13 protein-coding genes and 1 pseudogene are annotated in these 20062 nt (G+C 59.7%); 11 read left to right on the plus strand and 3 right to left on the minus strand.

Going from position 1 to position 20062, the window contains the following annotated elements; all coding sequences use genetic code 11:
• Positions 1-495: 495 nt before the first annotated feature.
• The 8 genes from AYK65_RS18355 to AYK65_RS18390 all read left to right on the plus strand — a co-directional run bounded on the left by AYK65_RS18355 (position 496) and on the right by AYK65_RS18390 (position 10899).
• Complete coding sequence (locus AYK65_RS18355) at positions 496-2469, plus strand: C1 family peptidase (RefSeq protein ID WP_081159364.1); 1974 nt, start codon at positions 496-498, stop codon at positions 2467-2469.
• Between the two features lie 258 nt (positions 2470-2727).
• Positions 2728-3138: a hypothetical protein gene (locus AYK65_RS18360; protein WP_244560013.1), complete on the plus strand. Its 411-nt coding sequence runs from the start codon at positions 2728-2730 to the stop codon at positions 3136-3138.
• A 4-nt stretch (positions 3139-3142) separates the two neighbouring features.
• Positions 3143-3508, plus strand: a complete 366-nt coding sequence (locus AYK65_RS18365) for a hypothetical protein (protein ID WP_081159365.1) — start codon at positions 3143-3145, stop codon at positions 3506-3508.
• A gap of 147 nt (positions 3509-3655) precedes the next feature.
• Complete coding sequence (locus AYK65_RS18370) at positions 3656-4801, plus strand: hypothetical protein (RefSeq protein ID WP_081159367.1); 1146 nt, start codon at positions 3656-3658, stop codon at positions 4799-4801.
• The gene (locus AYK65_RS18375) at positions 4746-6182 is read left to right on the plus strand and encodes an N-acetylmuramoyl-L-alanine amidase (protein WP_244560014.1); all 1437 of its coding nucleotides are present in this window, start codon (positions 4746-4748) and stop codon (positions 6180-6182) included. Before AYK65_RS18370 ends, AYK65_RS18375 begins: the two co-directional genes overlap by 56 nt.
• Positions 6183-6433: 251 nt before the next feature.
• Positions 6434-9895, plus strand: a complete 3462-nt coding sequence (locus tag AYK65_RS18380; RefSeq protein ID WP_081159370.1) for a type 2 periplasmic-binding domain-containing protein — start codon at positions 6434-6436, stop codon at positions 9893-9895.
• Between the two features lie 330 nt (positions 9896-10225).
• Positions 10226-10480 (plus strand): type II toxin-antitoxin system Phd/YefM family antitoxin, encoded by a 255-nt coding sequence (locus tag AYK65_RS18385; protein WP_026614401.1) that lies wholly within the window; start codon positions 10226-10228, stop codon positions 10478-10480.
• Positions 10477-10899 (plus strand): type II toxin-antitoxin system VapC family toxin, encoded by a 423-nt coding sequence (locus AYK65_RS18390; protein WP_026614400.1) that lies wholly within the window; start codon positions 10477-10479, stop codon positions 10897-10899. The genes AYK65_RS18385 and AYK65_RS18390 overlap by 4 nt, the downstream gene beginning before the upstream one ends.
• Before the next feature lie 246 nt (positions 10900-11145).
• Here AYK65_RS18390 and AYK65_RS18395 read toward each other — a convergent pair whose 3' ends face one another.
• Positions 11146-13035 carry an adenylate/guanylate cyclase domain-containing protein gene (locus AYK65_RS18395; RefSeq protein WP_081159371.1) on the minus strand — a complete coding sequence of 630 codons (1890 nt, stop codon included), beginning with the start codon at positions 13033-13035 and terminating at the stop codon, positions 11146-11148.
• 458 nt (positions 13036-13493) lie between these two features.
• On the opposite strand from AYK65_RS18395, the gene AYK65_RS18400 reads away from it, so the two are divergent.
• Complete coding sequence (locus AYK65_RS18400) at positions 13494-13694, plus strand: hypothetical protein (protein ID WP_081159373.1); 201 nt, start codon at positions 13494-13496, stop codon at positions 13692-13694.
• 254 nt (positions 13695-13948) lie between these two features.
• Here AYK65_RS18400 and AYK65_RS18410 read toward each other — a convergent pair whose 3' ends face one another.
• The gene (locus tag AYK65_RS18410) at positions 13949-15526 is read right to left on the minus strand and encodes a cytochrome P450 (protein WP_244560015.1); all 1578 of its coding nucleotides are present in this window, start codon (positions 15524-15526) and stop codon (positions 13949-13951) included.
• A gap of 160 nt (positions 15527-15686) precedes the next feature.
• Positions 15687-17186 carry an adenylate/guanylate cyclase domain-containing protein gene (locus AYK65_RS18415; protein ID WP_172402015.1) on the minus strand — a complete coding sequence of 500 codons (1500 nt, stop codon included), beginning with the start codon at positions 17184-17186 and terminating at the stop codon, positions 15687-15689.
• A 752-nt stretch (positions 17187-17938) separates the two neighbouring features.
• On the opposite strand from AYK65_RS18415, the pseudogene AYK65_RS18420 reads away from it, so the two are divergent.
• Together AYK65_RS18420 and AYK65_RS18425 are read left to right on the plus strand one after the other, a co-directional pair.
• A pseudogene (locus AYK65_RS18420) lies at positions 17939-18898 on the plus strand (3'-5' exonuclease).
• Positions 18899-19614: 716 nt separating this feature from the next.
• On the plus strand, positions 19615-19869 hold the full coding sequence (locus AYK65_RS18425) for a hypothetical protein (RefSeq protein WP_139793230.1): 255 nt from the start codon (positions 19615-19617) through the stop codon (positions 19867-19869).
• The last annotated feature ends 193 nt before the right edge of the window (positions 19870-20062 follow it).

A 20062-nucleotide genomic window follows, 5' to 3' on the forward strand; every position in this document is an offset into this window, starting at 1 on the left:
CCCCTATCCCGCCCAGGTAAGCAGGATAGTCGGTCGCGTCCTTCTCGCGTCCAGTATATGAACTGCAATCAATAGTTTGAGCGATATTCTTTCTTGTTAACACTTTTGGCTTGCATTAGCAAATTGAAAATCATAATATGCTCACGAAAAGATTGAGTGGGGTCTCATAAAGCAATACACGACAAGGGTTTTCAGAAGAAAATCCGGAGGATAACTTTGTTTTGAGCGTTTTCGCGAACGGCTTTCTTGGCGGTGCTTTTTGCTGCAAAGAAATACGTAGCCTTTATTCTTTATTAATGGCGTAAAAACAGTAGGTTCCCGAGCATCGGAGCGATCCCGATCCAGACTCGAATTGCAGAAACTGGCGATGCCGCTCTGCCCGGTTCAGCGGGCATCTGACCGAAACGCCGCAGCTTGTATCTCACATACGTATTCGACCGTCCCGCTCGTCAGTGGCCGCCACTGTCAGCCTGAAGGGAGCACAGGGGGAGCGAAATGGCCAAGCAAGGTAAGAGGACACTCGAACGGACGCTGGACGCCCTTCCGGATACCATCGACTTCAGGGACGCAATCTTCGTCCCCACCCTGATCCGCGTCCAGGGGCAGACTGACTTGGAGGCTTATCGGGGCCTCAAGATACCCGTCCTCGACCAAGGGCGGGAAGGTGCGTGCACCGGATTTGGGCTGGCGACGGTTGCGAATTACTTGTTGCGAGCTCGTGGCAAGGATCCGACCGCTGACGAGGTGAGCGCTTGGATGCTCTATGCGATGGCGAAGCGATACGACGAATGGCCTGGCGAAGATTACGAGGGCTCGAGCGCCCGCGGCGCCATGAAGGGGTGGTTCAAGCATGGCCTGTGCGCTCTTGAACTCTGGAAGGCACGCAATCCGGATCCTTCGCTAGATGACGAGCGATCTGCCGATGCTCTTGCCCGCCCGCTAGGCGCCTATTTTCGCGTGAACCATAAGGACCTAGTGTCCATGCACGCGGCAATAAACGAGACCGGCATCCTCTTCGCCACGTCAAAGGTTCACGAAGGTTGGCAGCGCGTTAGGACGGATGACGAGGAGATCGAATACAGGGCGGGCTGGATTGGCGGTCACGCTTTCGCGATCGTCGGATATAACCGGCGGGGTTTCTGGATCCAAAACAGTTGGGGTCCAACCTGGGGAAAAGGAGGCATCGCAAATCTATCATACTCGGATTGGCTCGCGAACGGGACGGACGTGTGGGTAGCATCGCTCGGGGCTCCAGTGGATCTCGTCTCGCCGATTGCGACAGCGAATATGCGGGCGGACGCACCGCGCAGTTATGAAAGCCAGATGTATGCGGACCTTCGCCCCCACGTCATCACCTCGAAGAACGATGGTGTCCTTGATGACAAGGGAACATACGGCCTCACCCCCACGGGGCTCGAGCGACTTCTGAAGCAGGGGATGCTCAAAACGATGGCTGGCTGGAAGAAGAAGCGGGTTCTGCTGTTCGCCCATGGCGGACTGGTGAAACAGGACGCTGCCATCCAGACCGTCTCCAGCAACCTCGCGCCGCTGCTGGCGTCCGAAGTCTATCCGCTATCCTTCATTTGGCGTTCTGACGCGTCGACCACGATCACGAACATCCTGCGAGAAGCAATCGGCCGCCGTCGGGAGGAAGGCGTCCTGGATCGGGCGACGGATTTCTTGCTGGACCGCTTGGATGACACACTTGAGGTCGTGGCGCGAAATCTCGGCGGGAAAGCACTTTGGGACGAAATGAAGGAAAATGCGGAAGGAGCGTCCTCCGAAAAGAACGGCTCGGCGAATCTTGTCGCAGAGCACCTGATCGACCTCCACAAACTCGGGGGGATCGATGAAGTCCACATGGTTGGCCACAGCGCAGGCTCGATCTTCCTCGCGCCGATCATCAAGAGGCTGGCAGCAGCGAAAATACCTGTTGCAAGCGTCAGCCTGTGGGCCCCGGCTTGCACGATGGTTGTCTTCAACAAGGTCTATAAGCCAGCCATTGAGTCGGGCGCAATCAGCAAATTCGACCTTTACACGCTTGATGACCCCACCGAACGTGATGACGATTGTGCCGGGATCTATCACAAGTCTTTGCTCTACCTGGTCAGCAACGCCTTCGAGCGTTTCGCGCATATACCTGGTGTGCCGAGCCGCGACGGCGAACCATTGCTCGGCCTAGCGCGCAACGTCGCGCCGCAGCTCGACAAATTCTTCAACAAGAAGAGCCGGCGGTGGCACGTAGCGCCGGGCGAGACGAGCAATGCCCGCCACCACGGCGACTTCGACAACGACAAGGCAACGCTGCTGTCGACGTTGAGCAGAATTTTGGACGGGAATGTCCCGTCTGAGACGGCAGACCTCGCGAGCAAGAAGCCGACCAAGTCCAATTCGGAGAAGCGTGAATTCCGCAGAGAGCTGGATCGGACGCTATTTGCCATTCAGCCGGGCGCCGGCGCGCAAGGCTAGCTGGGCTCTGGAGGGGAGAAGGCAAATGCGACAGGCAACCCCTCGGGACAACTGAGCGCGTGCAGCTCGCTCTGGGCAGTGGCTGTTTCAGAGCTGGCTCAATAAGCTGAGAGGTGCGTGGCAGTGCTGGCTTCGGCGGGATCGGGCCGGTGGAGATGCACTCCACCTCCCTGCGAGCGGAGGCAAAAATACGATCAAGCCGAGGATGAGGGGTGTGCCGTTATGCGGTCAACTTTTAGGGGATCAGCCGCCGTTATCTTGGCTGCATTCAGTGCGGCATGCGTTACGTTTCTACCGAGCTACGATGAGACGATATTCGAGCACCTTGAAGCAGTAAACGACAGCATCGACAAGATAAACGTCGCAGTCTCGAAGGTGTACACTTCCCCGCCCGCGTTCGCAATGGTGCAGGTCTACTACGTTGATGCGTTGGCCAATGTTACTGCAGCGATCGATGTCTCGAGGGGCCGGGAGCAGTACCTCAGGGTTAGGGCCTCTGGCCGCCCCGCGCAGATCATCACAAGAGCACTGGAAAACTGTGAAAATGCATTAAATTCACAGATGACTGCCCATCGGAAGTCCAACCTGAACAGAGAGACTTTGGCGGTCTTCGCCACTAAGGACGCATGCGACATCGCAAAGATTATGGAAGGCCGGTTGGGGGGCTAGTTTGATGGCAAACGGAATCGATCTTGCAACGTTTAAGCCGGAAAGCGCGAGCGATCTGCTTACGGGGATGCTCAAACAGATAGCGTCAATAGTGCTGGGAAACTTTAACGAGATCAAGAAAGAGCTATCAGTCCACCTCAAGTCCCTCGCGCAGAAAGCATGGATGACGCAGGTGGGGCTCGCAACCGGCGCTATTTCAAGAGAAAATGCAGACGTTGCGATACATACGCAGGAATTGGCGCTCAGCAACGTTGTGCTGTATTCCGAGTTCATGGTTTACGACACCGCGCAGAAAGTTCTGTCAGCTGTATTCTCCGTTATTGGGGCTGCTATCAAAAACCTGACCGGGGTCGAGTTGAACTTCGGGTGAGCATAAACTGCGGCACGCACCGCCGTGGCCGGTTTCTCGTGCAACTTCGTCCCTTGAGCGGCAGCTTCTCGGACGGAATGGTTCGGCTGGCGTGCAACTTTCTCGAATATGTCATTATTACAGAGATTATTCTTTGGAGGGGCGTCAATGAGTGGCGAGACTGTAGGGGATATTTCAGTAGGCAAAACTGATCTTACCGGCCTGGAGATAGTAACGGTCTATAGCAAAATACCGAAAGTATACGCCGTCTACGCGAATTCGGAACGCGTAATGATCCAGTATGCCGATGGCGAACAACTGGCGATGGAGCAGAAGCTGGCGCTTGCGCATTTGGCCCCGCTCCGCGGCGAAATCAATGGCCTGATTGACGGCTGGCGAAGCTCGAAACATGCCAGCTTGGATAAGGCTCAGCGAAAAAGGCATCCAAACATAGCGGCTGCGGACGCCCGTGCCAAACGTTATGACCGCAGAACTGCGGATGCCCTAGTCGTTGCGTTGCAAGGCGATCAGGCGAGCGCCGAGATGCTACTCGGCGCGATCAAACACGAAATTCTGGAAGAGCGAACTTCGACCGGCCGCGTGCAATATGTCCTGACCGCTGGCTTTTTGACAGTGGCGATCTTCCTTGTGTTCTGGCTGTTGCATTCGCTGGATTTCCCTAAATTCGTCGCACAAAACGATATTTGGATGGCGACAGGACTTGGGTGCCTGGGAGCCTTCTTCTCTATAGCAATTGGCATTAGGGGGAGGACCATACAAACCGATTTGAGGCTGCGCGATAACCTCGTGGATGGTGGCCTGCGGATCGTGATCGGCGCGATCTCGGCAGTGGTGCTATTCGCGATATTTAGAAGTCACATATTTGAGCTGTCCTTCGGGCAGGCGAGTCCCATAACGTTGTGCGTCTCCGGTCCCAACTGCAGCCCGCCGAACATTGATATCGCGATCGTCGTCGCGTTCCTGGCCGGCTTTTCCGAACGTCTTGTCGGAGACTTGCTGGATTCAAAATTCGTGCCGGTCATAGCGGATCCCGCGACCGCACCTGCTTCTCAATCGAGATCGCGAAGAGATACGTCGCGTGCGACCGCATCGCGGTCACAAGCCGACGCGACAAATCCCGCTGGCCGAACGCAGCCCGCGAACGGTACGGCCGCGCCACAGGCACCGCCGACCGACCCCAACGATCATCTTGATTACTGTTTGTGCGATACCGAGCTGGAGGGTGACGAGACGACTGATGACCTGGATCTTCCGAAGGCATCCGGAGGTATTGAAAAGCCACTTGTTCATTAATGGGAGAGGGACGATGTCGTATTCATTGGTTTGGCTGTCGGAAGTCCTCCGTGCAGCAGGATTGAAGGTTGCGGAGACGAACGGTTGGGTGAACCGTGGCGTTTCCGAAATGGGAAAAGTACGCGGTGTTATGTGTCACCATACAGGGAGCAGCGGGCCCGGGAATATGCCGACGCTCAAGACACTTATTCAAGGCAGAGGAGGCACGCGCCCATTGCCGGGGCCACTGGCCCAGCTTGGCCTAGGCATCGACGGCACTTGGTACCTGATTGCCGCCGGGCGGGCCAACCATGCCGGCGTAGGGGAGTGGAACGGGGTAAAAACTGGAAACTCCAGCTTTATCGGTGTTGAAGCTGAGAACCCAGGCACCCCGCAAGCGCACTGGCCTGACTGGCAAATGGACGCCTATCGGCGCGGTGTAGCCGCCATTCTCTCCTATATCGGCGAAAGCTCCGAAATGTGCTGTGGCCACAGAGAGTATGCGCTTCCCAAGGGGCGCAAGATTGACCCTCTATTTGACATGGATTTGTTCCGAGAGGGTGTGCGCCAGATAATGCGCGGGACGGCGGCCATTCGCGGCCCCATTCCCGCAAGTGATGCCCGCAGCGGGCGTCCAACGTTGGAACGAGGTTCAAAAGGGCCGGACGTAATTTTAATCCAGCGAGCGGTACATGAGGAACAGGACGGCAAGTTCGGTGCGGCCACTGAATCAGCGGTTCGACGGTTTCAAAGCGACTTCGGCTTGCGTCCTGACGGCATCGTGGGGCCACTTACCTGGAGCAAGATCGACGAGGTGCTTGAAGGCCGTGTTGCATTGGCGGAGGTCGACAACGACGGAGGTTTGCCAAGTGGTGCACAAGCACTTCTAAAGCTTATTGGGGATGCCGAAGCCCCTGCAGGTTATGAGACATTATATGGGAATAACCAAGACAACTTTCCGAAGCCCTTAACAACCATGACGTTGTCGGAGGTTATCAATACCGGACCCTTATGGCGAAGATTGTTTCGGTCCCCAGCGTGCGGTCGATATCAGTTCATGACGCCAACCCTACTACGCCTCCGCGACAGGCTTCATTTGCAAGGGACGGAACTATTCGATTCTGGACTTCAGGACCGCCTTGGTTACGAGCTGTTAAAAATCCGCGGGTACCAGCGGTACGTTGCAGGTGATTTATCTAAGGTCGAGTTTGGTCTGGCGCTTGCAAAGGAATGGGCCTCGCTCCCCGTTCTCCAGGACTGTCCGGGGGCGCACAAGGTGGTTAGGCGCGGAGAGACATACTACGCGGGAGATGGTTTAAACAGGGCCTTGGTACCTCCCCAGACGGTCGAAGAGCTGCTGACTACCATTCAAATTCCGTCACCAGCAGCCAACGCGGCTTAACATTCTGGGAGCATCATCAAAGTCGTGGCACACCACACTGTTCCATTTGTAACTGCAGATATCCATTCATTGCTGCATCATTCCGCATTTCCGAGGGAGGTTACAATGCATAGAATTTTGCTCGCATTCCTATTGGCCTTGTCCATCCTCGCCCCAACTGGCCATTTCGATCAAGCGCATGCAGGGGGCCCTTGCGACCCGAGGGTACAGTCCTGCTGAGGATTTTCTACGGGTAGCCGACGGGGGCAATCATGGATGAGACGGTCAAAGACGTCTGGCCGGATGGCGTTCCGACGACATTATGGAACTACGACTTGCTCCAGGCAGCCACGCCGCAGCGACTGCCGCTGCCGCTGATGGGGGTGCGCCCCGACTGGAATTTTCAACTGGCCTTCCTCTTCGGCGCCCTCGTCATCGTCATCTTCGCCTGGCAGCGTTTCCGCCAGCGCAGCTTCGATCCCTCCTCCTTCGACTATCATGTCCTACACGAACTCGCCCCGACCCAGTTGCGCGGGACCGGCCCGATGCGGCGGGCCTATCTCTACTATGCCGGAACGATGCTCGTCATCTACACGGCGCTCACGTTCTTCGGCGAGCTGATCTTCAGCGCAGTGAACACCATTCCCGTAGCGGGGCTTCAGGTCGACATCAATCGCGGCACCCTCACCAGTACGCAATGGCCGCTCATCCTGGCATTCGCCATCGCCGGATTTACACCCCTGCTGCGGCCGCTCGAAGTGGGGGAAACATGGTTGCGCCAGCGGGTCCATCGCTGGGTCGGAATTCCGGTGCGGATCAAGGAGCGAACCCGCAAGCTGCTCGACGCACTCGACAAGGAAATCGTCAACGACGAAGGCGCCAGGAAGCTCCTGAGCGACAATGAGAAGCGCATACCCCGCTGGATCAAGGCGCACACCAAGTTCGGCAACGGCGTGCCGCGTCTGGCGCAGAAATGGACGCAGGTCGAGCTCATGGCCGCCATGATCGCCGACAAGAAAGCTTGGCCAGATATCGCCGTCGCCGACGATTTGCGTCCGCTTGTCGAGAGGGAAACGGACGCCGCCGAAGCGGCGCTGGACAATTTCGGGGACCTGCTCAACGCCAGCTACGATCCCTCCGCAACCGCCAACGACGAGGCGGAGGAGCACGCCGGACGTCACCTGCCGCAGAACGATGTGGGCGAACAGCAGCACGGGGAGGACAAGCCAGGCGACGGCTCTTCTGGGGCCACCGGTCACGCAGCGGAGAAACACGCCAGGCATCACCGCCAGCTGGAAGTGAGGCTGAAGGGTGCCACCGAGCAGCTCGACCGGGCGCGGGAGGAACTGGGAGCGATATTGACGGTCTATGCCGAGAGAGACCGCGACTACGGCAGGATTCCGGACTCGATGATCAAGCGGGTCCTGACGCAGACCTTCCACGAAGATACACGCCTCGACGCCGATTTCTGGGTGCTCGTGCTGCTGTTCCCCGTGTTCCTGCTCTATGTCTGCATGGTGGTCTTCGACCTGCACTTGCCTCTGACCGAGATCGACAAGAATGCTGTTACCGTATCGGCGACCGCCGCCCTTGAGACGTTTAGAATTGCGGCGCTCTTCTGGCTGCCGCTCTGCGCCGTCCTGATGTGGCGCCAATACCTGATCGACAACAAGCAGTGGGACAGGTCCGGCCCCCGGAAGCACGCCGGCCGCATCCTGGCGATCCTGTTTCTGACGCTCGTTGCGGCGCTGTTCGGCCTCGCGGTTCTGACGATGCTGTGGATGTTTGTCATCGCCGACAACCCCGCCCGCTTCAGGCAGCTCCTGTTCGGCGGACCGCGACCGGCATTCGCCTATTTCCTGTCGCAGGCACTCGGCGCGCTCGTGTTCGTGCCGATGACGGTAGTGGCCGCCGAAGCGCTCGACAAGTCCCGCTCCGGCGCCCGCGCCGCCGGTCTCGGAATAGCGGCTGCCATCGCCGTCTCTTCGGCCATGCTCCTTCACCTGCTGTTCTGGGAACTGGTCAACTGCAATGGGGACGACTGCCCCGCGATCGTCCTCTCCGACTTCGGCGCGTTCTCTCGGGCATATGGTCTAACGGATTTCGTCGTCTATTTCGCGGTTGCGCTGCTGACGGCCGGTCTTTTCGTGAGGCCGGTTCGCGGGGGGCAAAAATCCGGATCGGGCGGCAGCAGGCGGCAGGAAAAAGAAAGATCGCAAGGCGCGAGGCCCGCGATCGCCGTCGCCGCCGGCATGACTCTTCTCGGCTTGAGCGTCCCGATCGTCTCCGTCCTCTTGCCCGCGTCGCCGTCGCAAGCCGCGTCGTTTGAGAGACCCAAGGTCGTCGCAGGCTTCCGCGCCGATGCCGAACCGTTTTCCTACACCGTCGGCTCCGGCGAGGAGCGGACATTTAAGGGCTACATCGCCGACCTGTGCTATGCGATATTCGACAGCTCCGGCTACGAGCTCGTTTCGGTGGAAGTATCGGCGGAGGACCGCTTCACACGCTTGCGCAGGGACGACGACGAGAGCGGCGCATTCGTCGATCCGGAGGATCCGAAGACCAAGATCGACATCCTCTGCGATCCTACCACGCTGCGCTTTGACGCGGAGGTCGCCGACACCGGCGGCATCTTCTCGCCCATCGTGTTTGCCTCCGGTGTCTCCTACCTAGTGCGCAACACACGCGTGGGGCATCCCGACTCCTTCCTCGCCTTCGTGAAAAACACCACGGCCCGTAAGGTAGCGCGCCAGGCCTGCCTAGTTGATCGCTTTGGAATCAGAAGCGATCCGGGCAATTGCGAGATCGAGAACGACTGCGCAACAAAGGACAATCCATTCGACCTGAAACAAGAATACTTCGTCTGTGTGTTCAAGAACCATACCGAACTCATCCGGTGGTTCTGCGCTGCCGGTCGCTCCTGGGAACGGCGTGTCTATTTCGGCGACCAGGAGATCATCCGCTCCAAGCTTGCGGCCTGGAGGGAAACGCACGGGTGCCCCTACGAGATCGAACCGCAACACGTCTATTACACCTACGAACCGTATGCGCTCCTAGTCAGCAAAGCACGCCCCGAACTCGCGCAATTCGTCCAGCAACGAACCTATGAATTCTTCTCCCATCGCAGCAAGGCATTGAGCCTGTTCAGGACCTATTTCCCGGGTTCGCAGATGTCACCGACGGTCGCCAACCTGTTCCTGCTCAATGCCGTCGAAGAGGAAAGCAAGTTCAGCATTCCCCGCCCGCTCGGCCAAACGCCTCAAAGCAGGGCAGTCCATCGCCTGGCGATCCGAGAAATGAACGCGGTGCCGTTGGCGGTGGTGACTGCCGGACCCGCTCTAGGCGCATCGGCATCGAATGTTTCCGGTCTCAATCGTCCAGATCCCGCGTGGGCTCCGTTCGTCATAAGGATCATTCGGGATGCAGGCAATCCGGATGGTGTCGATGTGACCTCCACGCCGTACAGGGCCTTCCTCAGCGCGCGCGTTCGCGGTGCCGTTATTCCTGAGGACGAAACACCGCTGCCGGGCGACATTGCCTTCTATGTCCGCGGTGCCGAACGCGGCGTCGTTCGCGGTGTCGACGGCGGCATCGTTCATGAGGTCGGCGACGACGAGGTTACAGTGATTTGCGCCGGCGTCGATGGCGTCGTGCGCCGTGAACGGCGGCCGATCGCGGATGCAGACCTGCTGGGCTACGTGCGTCTGGGCAGGGAGTTGCCCACGTCCAGATAGAGGTTAGGCAGGTGTCATCGCGATCTGCCCACCCCAAGGGCGCACTCCAATCGGCATACAGGCAAATCAATGTAGGCATCACCCATAGCAAGCCTTCGAACAAGCCTAGACCGCCACTGAATACGCTATCGTCCAGGTAAGCGGGCCCTTTCCCGTTAGCACGAATGTTCCCGTTCTGTGCTCAAATGATCGCATAATGTATCGACTGGAACGCTGCGGCGCCGACACCTCCATCAGAGCTGATGTGCCCGCTGGGGTTAGCTGACCGCTTCACTTGCTATTTCATCCGCTGATGCTATCTGTAGGTAATTACCTACATGGAGGTGAGCCGTGGGTATCACGACCCTTTCCAGCCGAGAGCTGAATCATGACGTGAGTAGCGCTAAGAAGGCAGCCAAAGGCGGCCCGGTTATCATAACTGACCGCGGCAAGCCTTCCCACGTCCTAATGACCTATGATGAATTCGAGCGCTTGACAGGTAAGCACCGCAGCCTTGTCGACGCTCTTGCCATGCCTGGCCTCTCGGCGATCGATTTTGAGCCGCACCGCGTTGAAATCGGGCCGCGCGAAGTGGACTTGTCTTGAGATACCTGCTGGATACCAACGTCGTTTCCGAATTGCGCAAGGTCGGCGACGGCAAGGCCGATGCCAATGTAGTGGCGTGGATCGGAGCGGAGGATGCGAAGCGCTTCTTCCTTTCGGCGATCACGATTCTTGAGCTGGAGCGCGGTGTACTCGGGGTACAGCGCCGGGACGCTACACAAGGCGCTCGGCTGCGTTCTTGGCTTGACAGTCACGTGCGCCCGGAATTCGCCGACCGAATTCTGCCGGTTGACGATGCGGTTGCGACACGTTGCGCGCACCTGCACATCCCCGACCGGCGCAACGAGGCCGACGCGCTGATTGCGGCGACGGCTCTCGTCCACGACATGATCGTCGTGACGCGAAACATCAGAGACTTCGAAGGCACTGGCGTCGTCGTTGTTGATCCTTGGCAACGCTGAACCGAGCGACCTCGATTGCAGGGTCGACCGATCGAACCCGTTCAAGGCGAAGGGCTTGATTGGCCGACTCATGGGCTGCCGTCCCACGTTCGGATGATGCTGAAGGACGCAGTGGTGGTCCTGCCGTACGTCTCGTAGACCGGAAGGAGCACCGAGCGGAAGTTGCACACCTTGCGGATACGCGGGCAAGGGGGAATGTTGGACCTGTTCGAGGCGCCCATCGGCAGTCATTTCGACGCTTGCAGTTTAACGCGACACACACTCCTGGAGGCGCAGCGGCTTCTCGATCTTCGCAAGAGCCTCGGGCGTGGCACAGGCGGGAAAGCCGGCAAGGCGCATCGTGTCGATGAAGCGCTGGCGCTCGGCATCGTTCCAGAAGGCCTCGTTCGCGATCGACTCAATGGTCAAAGTCGGGTGCGTCGCGCGCGCCCGGGCGACCAACGCCGCCGCCTCCTCCCGCCGCCCCGCGGCGGCGAGCGCCCCTGCATGGGCCGACCAACTCCAGAGATTGTGCCGCGCTGTTCCCAGCCGCTCGAACATCGCCACCGCCTCGGCGTAGCGCCCGGCCATGAAATAGGCCAGGGCGAAGGGCCGGTTCGCCCAAGCGGGGTAGTTCGGGTCGAGTCGGATCGCCCGCTCGACCAGTTCGGCGCCGCGCTCGGGCTTGCCGAAACTTGGCGTCCAGCCGATGTAGAAGATCAGAATCTCTGCGGCGTTCGGCGCCAAACGCAGCGCCGTCTCGTACTCGGCCTCGGCCCGTGCAAAGTCGCCACGCATGCCGAGACTGCTGCCGTAGACGGCGTGCGCTTCGGGGTCACTTGGGTCGAGCGCAAGCGCCCGCTCGGCTGCGGCTTGGGCCAGGTTCCGGTTTCGCTCCGGCTCGACCCCGAAACTGGCCAGCAGCGAGTGCGTGTGGAAGAGCTCGATCCAGCCGCGGGCAAGGCCGGGGTCGGACTTCACCGCCCGGGTCAGCAGCCCGAGCGCCGCCTCGAGGTTCACCCGGTCGACCTGCTCCAGCCTTTCGGTGCCGAGCAGATAGAGCTCGTAGGCGTTGAGGTTGCTGGGCGCCTTGCGGTGGGCCGCCATCCGGCCGGTCTCCTGGATCAGCCCGGCGCCGCCGCCGAGACGGTTCGCGATCTGCTCGGCGATCTCGGTCTGGATGGCAAATACCTCGTTGTCCGGCCGATCCCATCGCTGCGACCAGAGATGGCGCGCGGTCTTCGTGTCGATGAGCTGCGCGGTGATCCGCACCCGGTCCGCCTCGCGCGCAATCGAGCCTTCGACCACAAAGCCGACGTCGAGCGCCTTGCCGACCTCGCGAACATCTACCGATTTTCCTTTGTAAGTCTCGGTCGAGTTTCGCGCGATGACCTGAAACTCCGGAAACCGCGCCAGGTCGGTGATAACGTCCTCGGTGAGACCATCAGCGAGGCGGCCGGTCGCCTCGTCGCCGTCATAATTGTCAAATGGCAGTACCGCCACGGACGGCTTGCCGACTACTGCCGCCGTCGGCCAGAATTGCCACACCAAGCCGACCAGAACCGGGACAAGGATGGAAACGACTACTGCCGCCCAACCCCAGCGCGGAAACGATGACCGCGCTGGTCGGCGTCGGGCTTGTCCCTCAAGGAGGACGCGGAAGGCCTGCACCGGCTCGGCGATGTTCTTCACCTTCTGCTCGCCCATCGGCTCTAAGCCGAAGGCCAGCTTCTTCTCAACCTCCTTGGCTACCTTCCCCGAGACACAGACCCCACCCGGGTCTGCCAGCTGCTGAAGCCTGGCCGCGACATTGACGCCTTCTCCATACCGGTCTTCGCCCTCGACAATCACCTCGCCGAGATTGATCCCGATCCTGACCTGGATCCGCTGATCCTCGGGAACGGCGCCGTTCCGTTCCACCAGCCCGCGCTGCAGCGCGACGGCGCATTCCACGGCATCCACGACGCTGCCAAATTCGGCGAGCATCCCGTCGCCCATAAGTTTGAAAATGTGGCCGTGATGCCGGGCGATCTCCGGCTCGAACAGTTCCTTACGACCGGCACGAAGGCGCTCAAAAGTACCCGCTTCGTCGCGTTCCATCAGGGCTGAATAGCCCACGACGTCTGCCGCGAGAATCGTGGAAAGCTTGCGGTCCATTTGTTCATGCCCAGCGCGGCCTGATTATAAAATTGGTCACACTGAAAGGAAACCTCTGACCCGCTCTTCATTCCCATTCGAGACGATCGAGCCTGATGTGGCAGGTGTGTCGGGTTCAGTTGAGAACCGATGCCCCCGACCATTCTCTTTGAGAGCTCCGAGCGCGTTGGGTGCCGGTCGGCATGGTGGCAGCGAAGCGGTTACCCAGGAACAATTTAGCGCCTGATGGATTACTAGGTGCTATTTCACAATCCGGAGCGGTGTCAGTCGTCCGACACGCAAGAAAACAGCGCCGGCGAGACGGCGGCCACTGCCGCAAGTCAGCCAACCCTAGGAGGATTTCAGAGGGGGCACCGCGAGCGGCTCCCCTCGGTCTGGATCCCTCCCATGATTACTACCTGACACCGAGTAACGTCGAGCGGGTCGCGAGGCACCACCGGCAGAACAGGGACAGCGTAATGGCTCAGAAGTCCAAGCAAACGACCGGATCCAATACCCGGCCCAGTTCATCCAATCCGGACGAGGTTCCCGCCGGCACGCTCGGTTCGGGCGAGAACATCTGCCGCCGCTGCGCGGGAACAGGCAAGCTCGACGGCGAGGCATGCCCAGACTGCGGCGGGACGGGTAAGGTGATCACTCCGGTCGGTGGCGCCGGGTGAGGTGTCTTGAGGTGGAATTGGCGCCTTGAGGTGGGCGATGCCATTTCCGTGATGCCATCCCGCCCAGCGCCAAGCCGAGCGCCATTGCGGCGAAGGTCGCGCCGACCGATCGCTTCGAAAGTACCGTCTCCCAGCCGGGCGTCAGCCGCTTCGGTACGAGGCGATAGTCAACCAGGGCCGCAAGCGCGGCGGTCAGCGCCGCTTTCCGCAATACCGTGGTCGGTGCTTTGGAGTGGCCGGCCGCCAACCATGCTTCAAAGGGCAGGGCCCAGAAGATCGCCGAGAGGTGATGGGTGCAGTAGCCGAGCAACGTGTGCCTGGCGTCCGCGATCCTGACGCGGCCGGCATTCTCGCCATGGAGCCAATGGCTGGTCGCACTGGTCGGCTGGAAGGCGCTCCTTCCTTCCGATCTTGCGAGCAGCGCCAGCGCAGCCGTCGTAACGATGCTTGTGACACTGCCGCTCATGACGGCCGCCATTGCCGTTTCTTGCCAGCCTGGAATGCTGCCGCTGTTCCCGGATCGCGGCGCTGATGCGCTGGTCGGGTAACAATCGCGTGCGCATTATCGGCTTGCTGGCATGGGAGATTGGCCGCACATCGCGCATGACGAACCCGCTTTTTGGCCGTGCCGGAATTCGCGACAGGTCGAGCGTGAGGTCCTGTTCCGGCACTTCGTAGGACATACCTTGCGTCAACAGGCGAATGGCCTGCTTCGTCAGTTCCACCGTGAAGGCCTCTCCGGGGCAGCGATGGGTGAGCTCGGCTTCGCCGCCGCCTTGCGGGATGAAGTCGAAACCCTGTGTCGTCCAGGAAATCTGCCGCTCCGGATCAAAACGGTCCGGGGCGTGGAAACGGCGGGCGTCATGATTGGTCCCGTAAAGGTCGAGCATCACCCACTCGCCCTCCCGGAACCGGTATCCTTGCCACTCAAAGGCCTTCACCGCCCGTCCGCCGACCAGCGGGAAGAAGGGATAGGCCCTGCGGACTTCCTCCGCGAAAGTTTCGAGATGGCGTTCATCGCCGGCCGCAAATTGCTCCCGCCACTCGGGGCGATCGCGCAGCGCCATGGCCGCGAACATGATGTATCTTGCCACGGCGACGATCGGGCGAAGCAGGTTTATCACTTCGACCGCCGCACTGCTGACATCGAGCAGCTTGCGGTCCGCGTCGCGATGTTCCGCGACGATGCGAAGCGGTGCTGTCCCGGGCAGGACGAGGTCGCCGGGGCGCACCCGCCGGATAAGCGAGCGCGCCCAGCGTTCCGTGCGCTTGCGCAGCAGGAGCGCGCGCAGGGTGGCGGGGCCGACGCTTCCGGCATTCTCGATCATCGCGCTGAACTCCCGGCATAATTTTTCCGGGTCATGCAGTTCCGTTGGAATGCCGGCCCAAGCGCAGGCCGCTCGCGTCAGCACCAGTTGCGCCTCGTCGAACAGGACGATCTCGTCGCGTGCCTTCCAACTCTCCAGCGCCCGTAGCCATTCTTGCGTGAACAACCGCCGCATCGATTCCAGCTTTTCCTGCTCGCGCAACAGCGACGGGAACATCGCTTTACGGCGCCTGTGGGCGGGGCCTTCCAGTTGCTGGACACTTCGCTTGCCCTGCAGGAGCCGGAGCGTCGTCCACGGCATCGCTCCCTGACGGGTGAAACACTCCGAGCCGTAGAACATCTCCGCAGCCGCGGCCCCGCGAAGGCAGACGGCCCTCCTGAGCATGATGCGCGTAGCGAAAATATCCGTGCCGAACCGATCGCACCGGCGCGAGATGAACTCATAGCCGTCTCTCAGAAGGGCGAGGGTGCTGTCGAAAGCGGTGTCGCGCGGAATGGCCGTCATTTCAATCTTCTCCGGCTTCACACCCAATCACCGCCCCGCCGCTATGTTCCGGCAGCTGCCGATAAGTCTGGGAAAATAGCCGACAACGTTTCCACTGGCCTCCGGTAAGTCGCCGCGCATGGACTGGCATCGACGGAGGGCCGCTAAAAGGTCCCGAAACTTAGTCGAGGCCGATCCAGACAAATCCGTCCTGTTGTCGGCAAGGGTAAATGGCCAGCTTGGCGCGGTTTTTCGAAATGTCACCCGCGTATTCATAGCCGGGCGCAGTGCCATCCTGCTGCAACTGCGCCCATTGCCTGATTTCACCAGTGAGCAGGTCAAAACAGCTCTGATGCCATCGGCAGACCAGGCCAAGATCGCTGGTGATGGTGCTTTCGGTGTGTGGGAGTTGCAGCCCCTCAACCTGGGCTGGACTGCGGCGTTCGTAGAGCGGCAGATGTAGGTGCGGGCAGGCGTTGTTGAAGGCGCAATAGCCGTCCGCTCCGCGAAAGACGACGACGTCGTAGTCTTCGAAGTCGAGAATCCGTCGTTCGTGCAGTTGAAGTTCGTCTTCCGCAAAAGCGCGAATCCATCTTCTGCCGCCCTGCCGGACCGTTTCGCGGGGAGGTTTGGCGTTAAGTTCCGCGTCGATTTCAGGCTTCAGGCCGACGACTTCGAACAGACTCGTACGCTCCCCGGTACCGCGTAGGCGCACTCTAAGGAAATCGCCGATTTCCACCTTGTCGGCGATCTCGTCGCGGAGCGACTCGGAGATCAGCAGACGCGTACCGGCCTCCTTGTTGGCAGCCTCGATCCGACTTGCCACGTTGACCACGTCACCGACGGCAGTCAGACGTCCGTGTCCCGCAAAACCCAAGGTGCCGATGACGGCCTCGCCGTAGTTGAGGCCAATGCGAATATCGAAATCGATGCCATACATCGAGGCGAAGAAGGGCTTTAGACGATCGACCGTGCCAAGGGTCTGGAGTGCCGCGTTGATGGCGCGCAGCGGGGCGTCGGGCTGGTCGTTCATTCCGAATACGGCCATTAGCCCGTCACCGATGAAATTGTCGATGAAACCGCCGTTCTGCTCGATGATGTCGCCGACCTGCGCGAAGTAGCGATTGAGCAGATACATCACGTCATACGGAGAAAGCGTCTCCGACAGCGCCGTGAAATTGGCGATGTCGCTGAAGAACACCGCAACGTGCTTGGCTTCCCCGGACTTTGTCTCGGCAGAGGCGCCAAGCTGGCTGGTGATCATCATGTCAGTTTCATCCAACACCAGACGCCGGACGCGAAGGTCGCCTCCCGGTTTAAGCTGGCAAGCCAGCCGGACCTCCTTTGCCAATCTCAACCGGTCCGCCATGGCAGCCTCAGCAGAGTTCCGAGCTGGGCAGGCCTCCAGGCCCGCCAGGATCCACACGCGGCAGGTCGAGCATTTAGCCCGGCCGCCGCACGCATGTGCAAACGGCACGCCCGATCTCAGAGCGGCCTCGAGTACCGATTCGTCGGCGGCCACGTCGAAATCCATCTGATCGGGCAGGGCGGTTACTCTGGTCATGACCGGACACGGCTCCGCCGGGTTGGCTGAGATTCTAACACCAATAGCGCGGGCAATCGAATCCTGCACGAGCAGGGCTGCGACATGCGCTAAGACCACCCCCGGCAGTTGGTCCACGCCTCGGTTCCGATTAGCTTGGCGCTGAACACGGCGCGCAATGGGACAAGGTGGCGATCGCGCACTGGAACACATGGTTGCCTAGCGGCTTACCTCTGTTGAACAGAAAGGAAGCGATCGATGAAGGAATTCATAAGAAGCTTGGCGGCTGAACTGGCCCCGGTTTGGATGACGCAGCGGGAACCGCAACGCGAAGGCGAACCGCCTCTACCGGCGCCCGGTCGCGAGCCGCATCCCGATGACGGACTCGGCAAGGAACCAGCTCCGGAGCCCGAAACTATTCCACCACTTGATCCAGACGAGCAGGATCGGCCGATCACGCCAGTGCCCCCGGTTCGCTGAGTCGATTTCGGGTGCGTGAGGCTTGGCAAGGCCGACGGATACCTGCGCGCTGAAGCCCGCTGCTGCTGGGCTCTTTCGTGCCCGTCGTTGCCGAGTATCGGCGGACGCTGCGACGATCCGGCTTGTCAGCTCAATTCTCCACCACTACCGAAGGCGATTCGATCAGTTTCTTCTCCCCTGTTGCCGCATTCCGGGTCAGACTCAACTTGGATCGGTTGCAGGTATTTCGGTCGGTAAGAGCGAGTCTGATTGGGCAACCCTGGTTGTCGACAGATTTCGGTCGTCTGTTCTTGCCAAAATCGGATCTAGCGCCTCATCCTCATTGCCGGAGTCTCGCCGACTTTCTATTGTCGGTACTCAGCCCACGTGCGCCAGCCTGAGGAATACTGGACAGCGAGTCGCAGCTTGAGATGTTTCCCGCGCCCCTCGAGGCGAACGATGATGTTGTCGTGGCGCTTCACGCGCCGTCGAAACGGCGGCACGGGACTAGGCTCGACAATGAGAGCATGGCGCAACTTCTCGAACAGAGCGGAGACTATCGTGTCCTGCGGAAGCTGGTACCCCGGAAGATCGTCGCTGCTCCGCGGCTCGGATTTGCGCGGATTGGAGTGATCGTCGACAGCGAGACCACTGGCCTCGACCATCGCAAGGACGAAATCATTGAGATCGGTGCTGTCGCGTTCACATTTGATGATGCCGGCAGTATCGGCGATGTTATTGCCGTCTACGGCGGCCTGCAACAGCCGACCAATCCGATTCCGGCCGAGATCACTCGTCTAACCGGCATCACCGACGAGATGGTGGCCGGCCGAGCGATAGACCCCGACCAGTTGCGCGCCGTTATAGAGCCGGCCGATCTCGTCATTGCTCATAATGCGGGCTTCGACCGACCATTCTGTGAGGCTTTTTCCCCCATCTTCGCCGGGAAGGCCTGGGCCTGCTCGGTTTCGGAAATCGATTGGGCATCGCGCGGTTTTGAAGGAACCAAGCTCTGATACCTGATCGGGCAGGCGGGCTATTTTCATGAGGGGCATCGGGCAGTGGATGACTGCTTTGCTCTGCTGGAGGTTCTCGCACAGGGTAGGGGAGAACCGGGCCGGTCGCCATTTGCAGAGCTCTATGAAGCAAGTCAGCGATCCCGTGTTCGCATCTTCGCGGAAAACAGTCCGTTTGATATGAAGGACCACCTGAAGACGCGCGGCTATCGCTGGTCGGATGGCAGTGACGGCCGCCCGAAGTCCTGGTGGATCGAGATTGCGGAAGAGGCACTCGACGACGAGCTTCGGTATCTGCGCTCGGAAATCTATCGCTGGGATGAAGCCGACCCACCGATCAAGCGCCTCACTGCAGTTGATCGCTTCAAAGCCTGACAGGCATCCGTTGGCCCTCGTAGGGCTACTGCTTGGGCATGACGCCCTTCCTTACCAGCCACGCCTCGAGGCTGCCCGGACACCTCCGCAGCGTTGCACAAGCGTTGCACGCGCGGATTCTATCGCCTCTCGAGAGATCGCCAGGGCTAGGCTCTTCTCAAGAGGCCGTCGACCCTCCACAAATCTCGGTCGGCAGATAACCCGCAAAATCAAGGGCTTGTCACTGCTCAACAAGGGCCGCGTGTCGGTTGGCACTTAATCGTTAGAATGCGGTGGTTCCGGCGAGTTGTGGCACTTAAATCTGAGAATCTTTGAGATGGTACTTGGCGCTTAACGCCTGCTGATATGGAGGTAACCCTTTGTAAGATTTCATATCTCCTGATGCACTTCAGCCAAAAACTGCGATTTTAGTCATCGCGGCGCTTAGCAAGATTAAGTGCCAAATTCTCGTGGGATTCTCGATTTAATTGCCTATTCTCGATTATGTGCCGGGCCAAGTCGTTGATATCGCTCACATCTGAGTCTTACGATTAACTGTAAAATGACAGCATATCCTCGGTGTATTTCGAAGGCGCGTTGAGACCAAGGAGAACAGCCCTGGAAATCAGTGGGGCTACCAGACTTGGTGGCTGACTCAGGATGGTAAGGTTCGACGAGCCGGAGCGCTGGCTTCTGCAGCTCGCGGCGGCGCGCATTTCATGATGAGGCCAGAGTTCTTGCTCAGCAACACTAGCTTCGCACCAGAATTAAAGGAAGTCCGAGACAGCTTCGAGAAAATCTTCCCGAGTGTGCTGGGCGTTCGGTTGTCGGCTCGTCTTTCTCCCGGCGTCTTCGAAAGCGTCATGGACCAGGCGAAGGAGGTTTCGGCCTATGATGACGCAAGAGCGGGAACGTTAATCACAGACCTCACTAACAAGCTCAAGGGGGACGCGCTGCGCCTGTACGAAGTGGTATGGGAGGAGCAGGTCTGATCTTCTAGCTTGCCCGCGACGAATTCTCTATTGCGGTGTCGCCTCGCGGTTCTTGATTGAACCGCACCGGATCGACCGACGCCCCAAGGGTTTAATCCGGTGTCCGCTTTCGGGAAATTGTAGGAATAGGCTCGAATGACCGAGATGGGCGCTTTGGAGACGGCCTCCGGCCCCTGCGGGTGATGAAGCCTAC

The sequence above is a fragment of the Ensifer aridi genome (assembly GCF_002078505.1).
Classification (GTDB): domain Bacteria; phylum Pseudomonadota; class Alphaproteobacteria; order Rhizobiales; family Rhizobiaceae; genus Sinorhizobium; species Sinorhizobium aridi.

Excerpts from the sequence above, each read along its gene's own strand:
- AYK65_RS18395 (WP_081159371.1), bottom strand. The coding sequence starts at position 13,035 with ATGGACCGCAAGCTTTCCACGATTCTCGCGGCAGACGTCGTGGGCTAT.
- AYK65_RS18370 (WP_081159367.1), top strand. The coding sequence starts at position 3,656 with ATGAGTGGCGAGACTGTAGGGGATATTTCAGTAGGCAAAACTGATCTT.
- AYK65_RS18355 (WP_081159364.1), top strand. The coding sequence starts at position 496 with ATGGCCAAGCAAGGTAAGAGGACACTCGAACGGACGCTGGACGCCCTT.
- AYK65_RS18410 (WP_244560015.1), bottom strand. The coding sequence starts at position 15,526 with ATGACGGCCATTCCGCGCGACACCGCTTTCGACAGCACCCTCGCCCTT.
- AYK65_RS18365 (WP_081159365.1), top strand. The coding sequence starts at position 3,143 with ATGGCAAACGGAATCGATCTTGCAACGTTTAAGCCGGAAAGCGCGAGC.
- AYK65_RS18375 (WP_244560014.1), top strand. The coding sequence starts at position 4,746 with ATGACCTGGATCTTCCGAAGGCATCCGGAGGTATTGAAAAGCCACTTG.
- AYK65_RS18380 (WP_081159370.1), top strand. The coding sequence starts at position 6,434 with ATGGATGAGACGGTCAAAGACGTCTGGCCGGATGGCGTTCCGACGACA.
- AYK65_RS18400 (WP_081159373.1), top strand. The coding sequence starts at position 13,494 with ATGGCTCAGAAGTCCAAGCAAACGACCGGATCCAATACCCGGCCCAGT.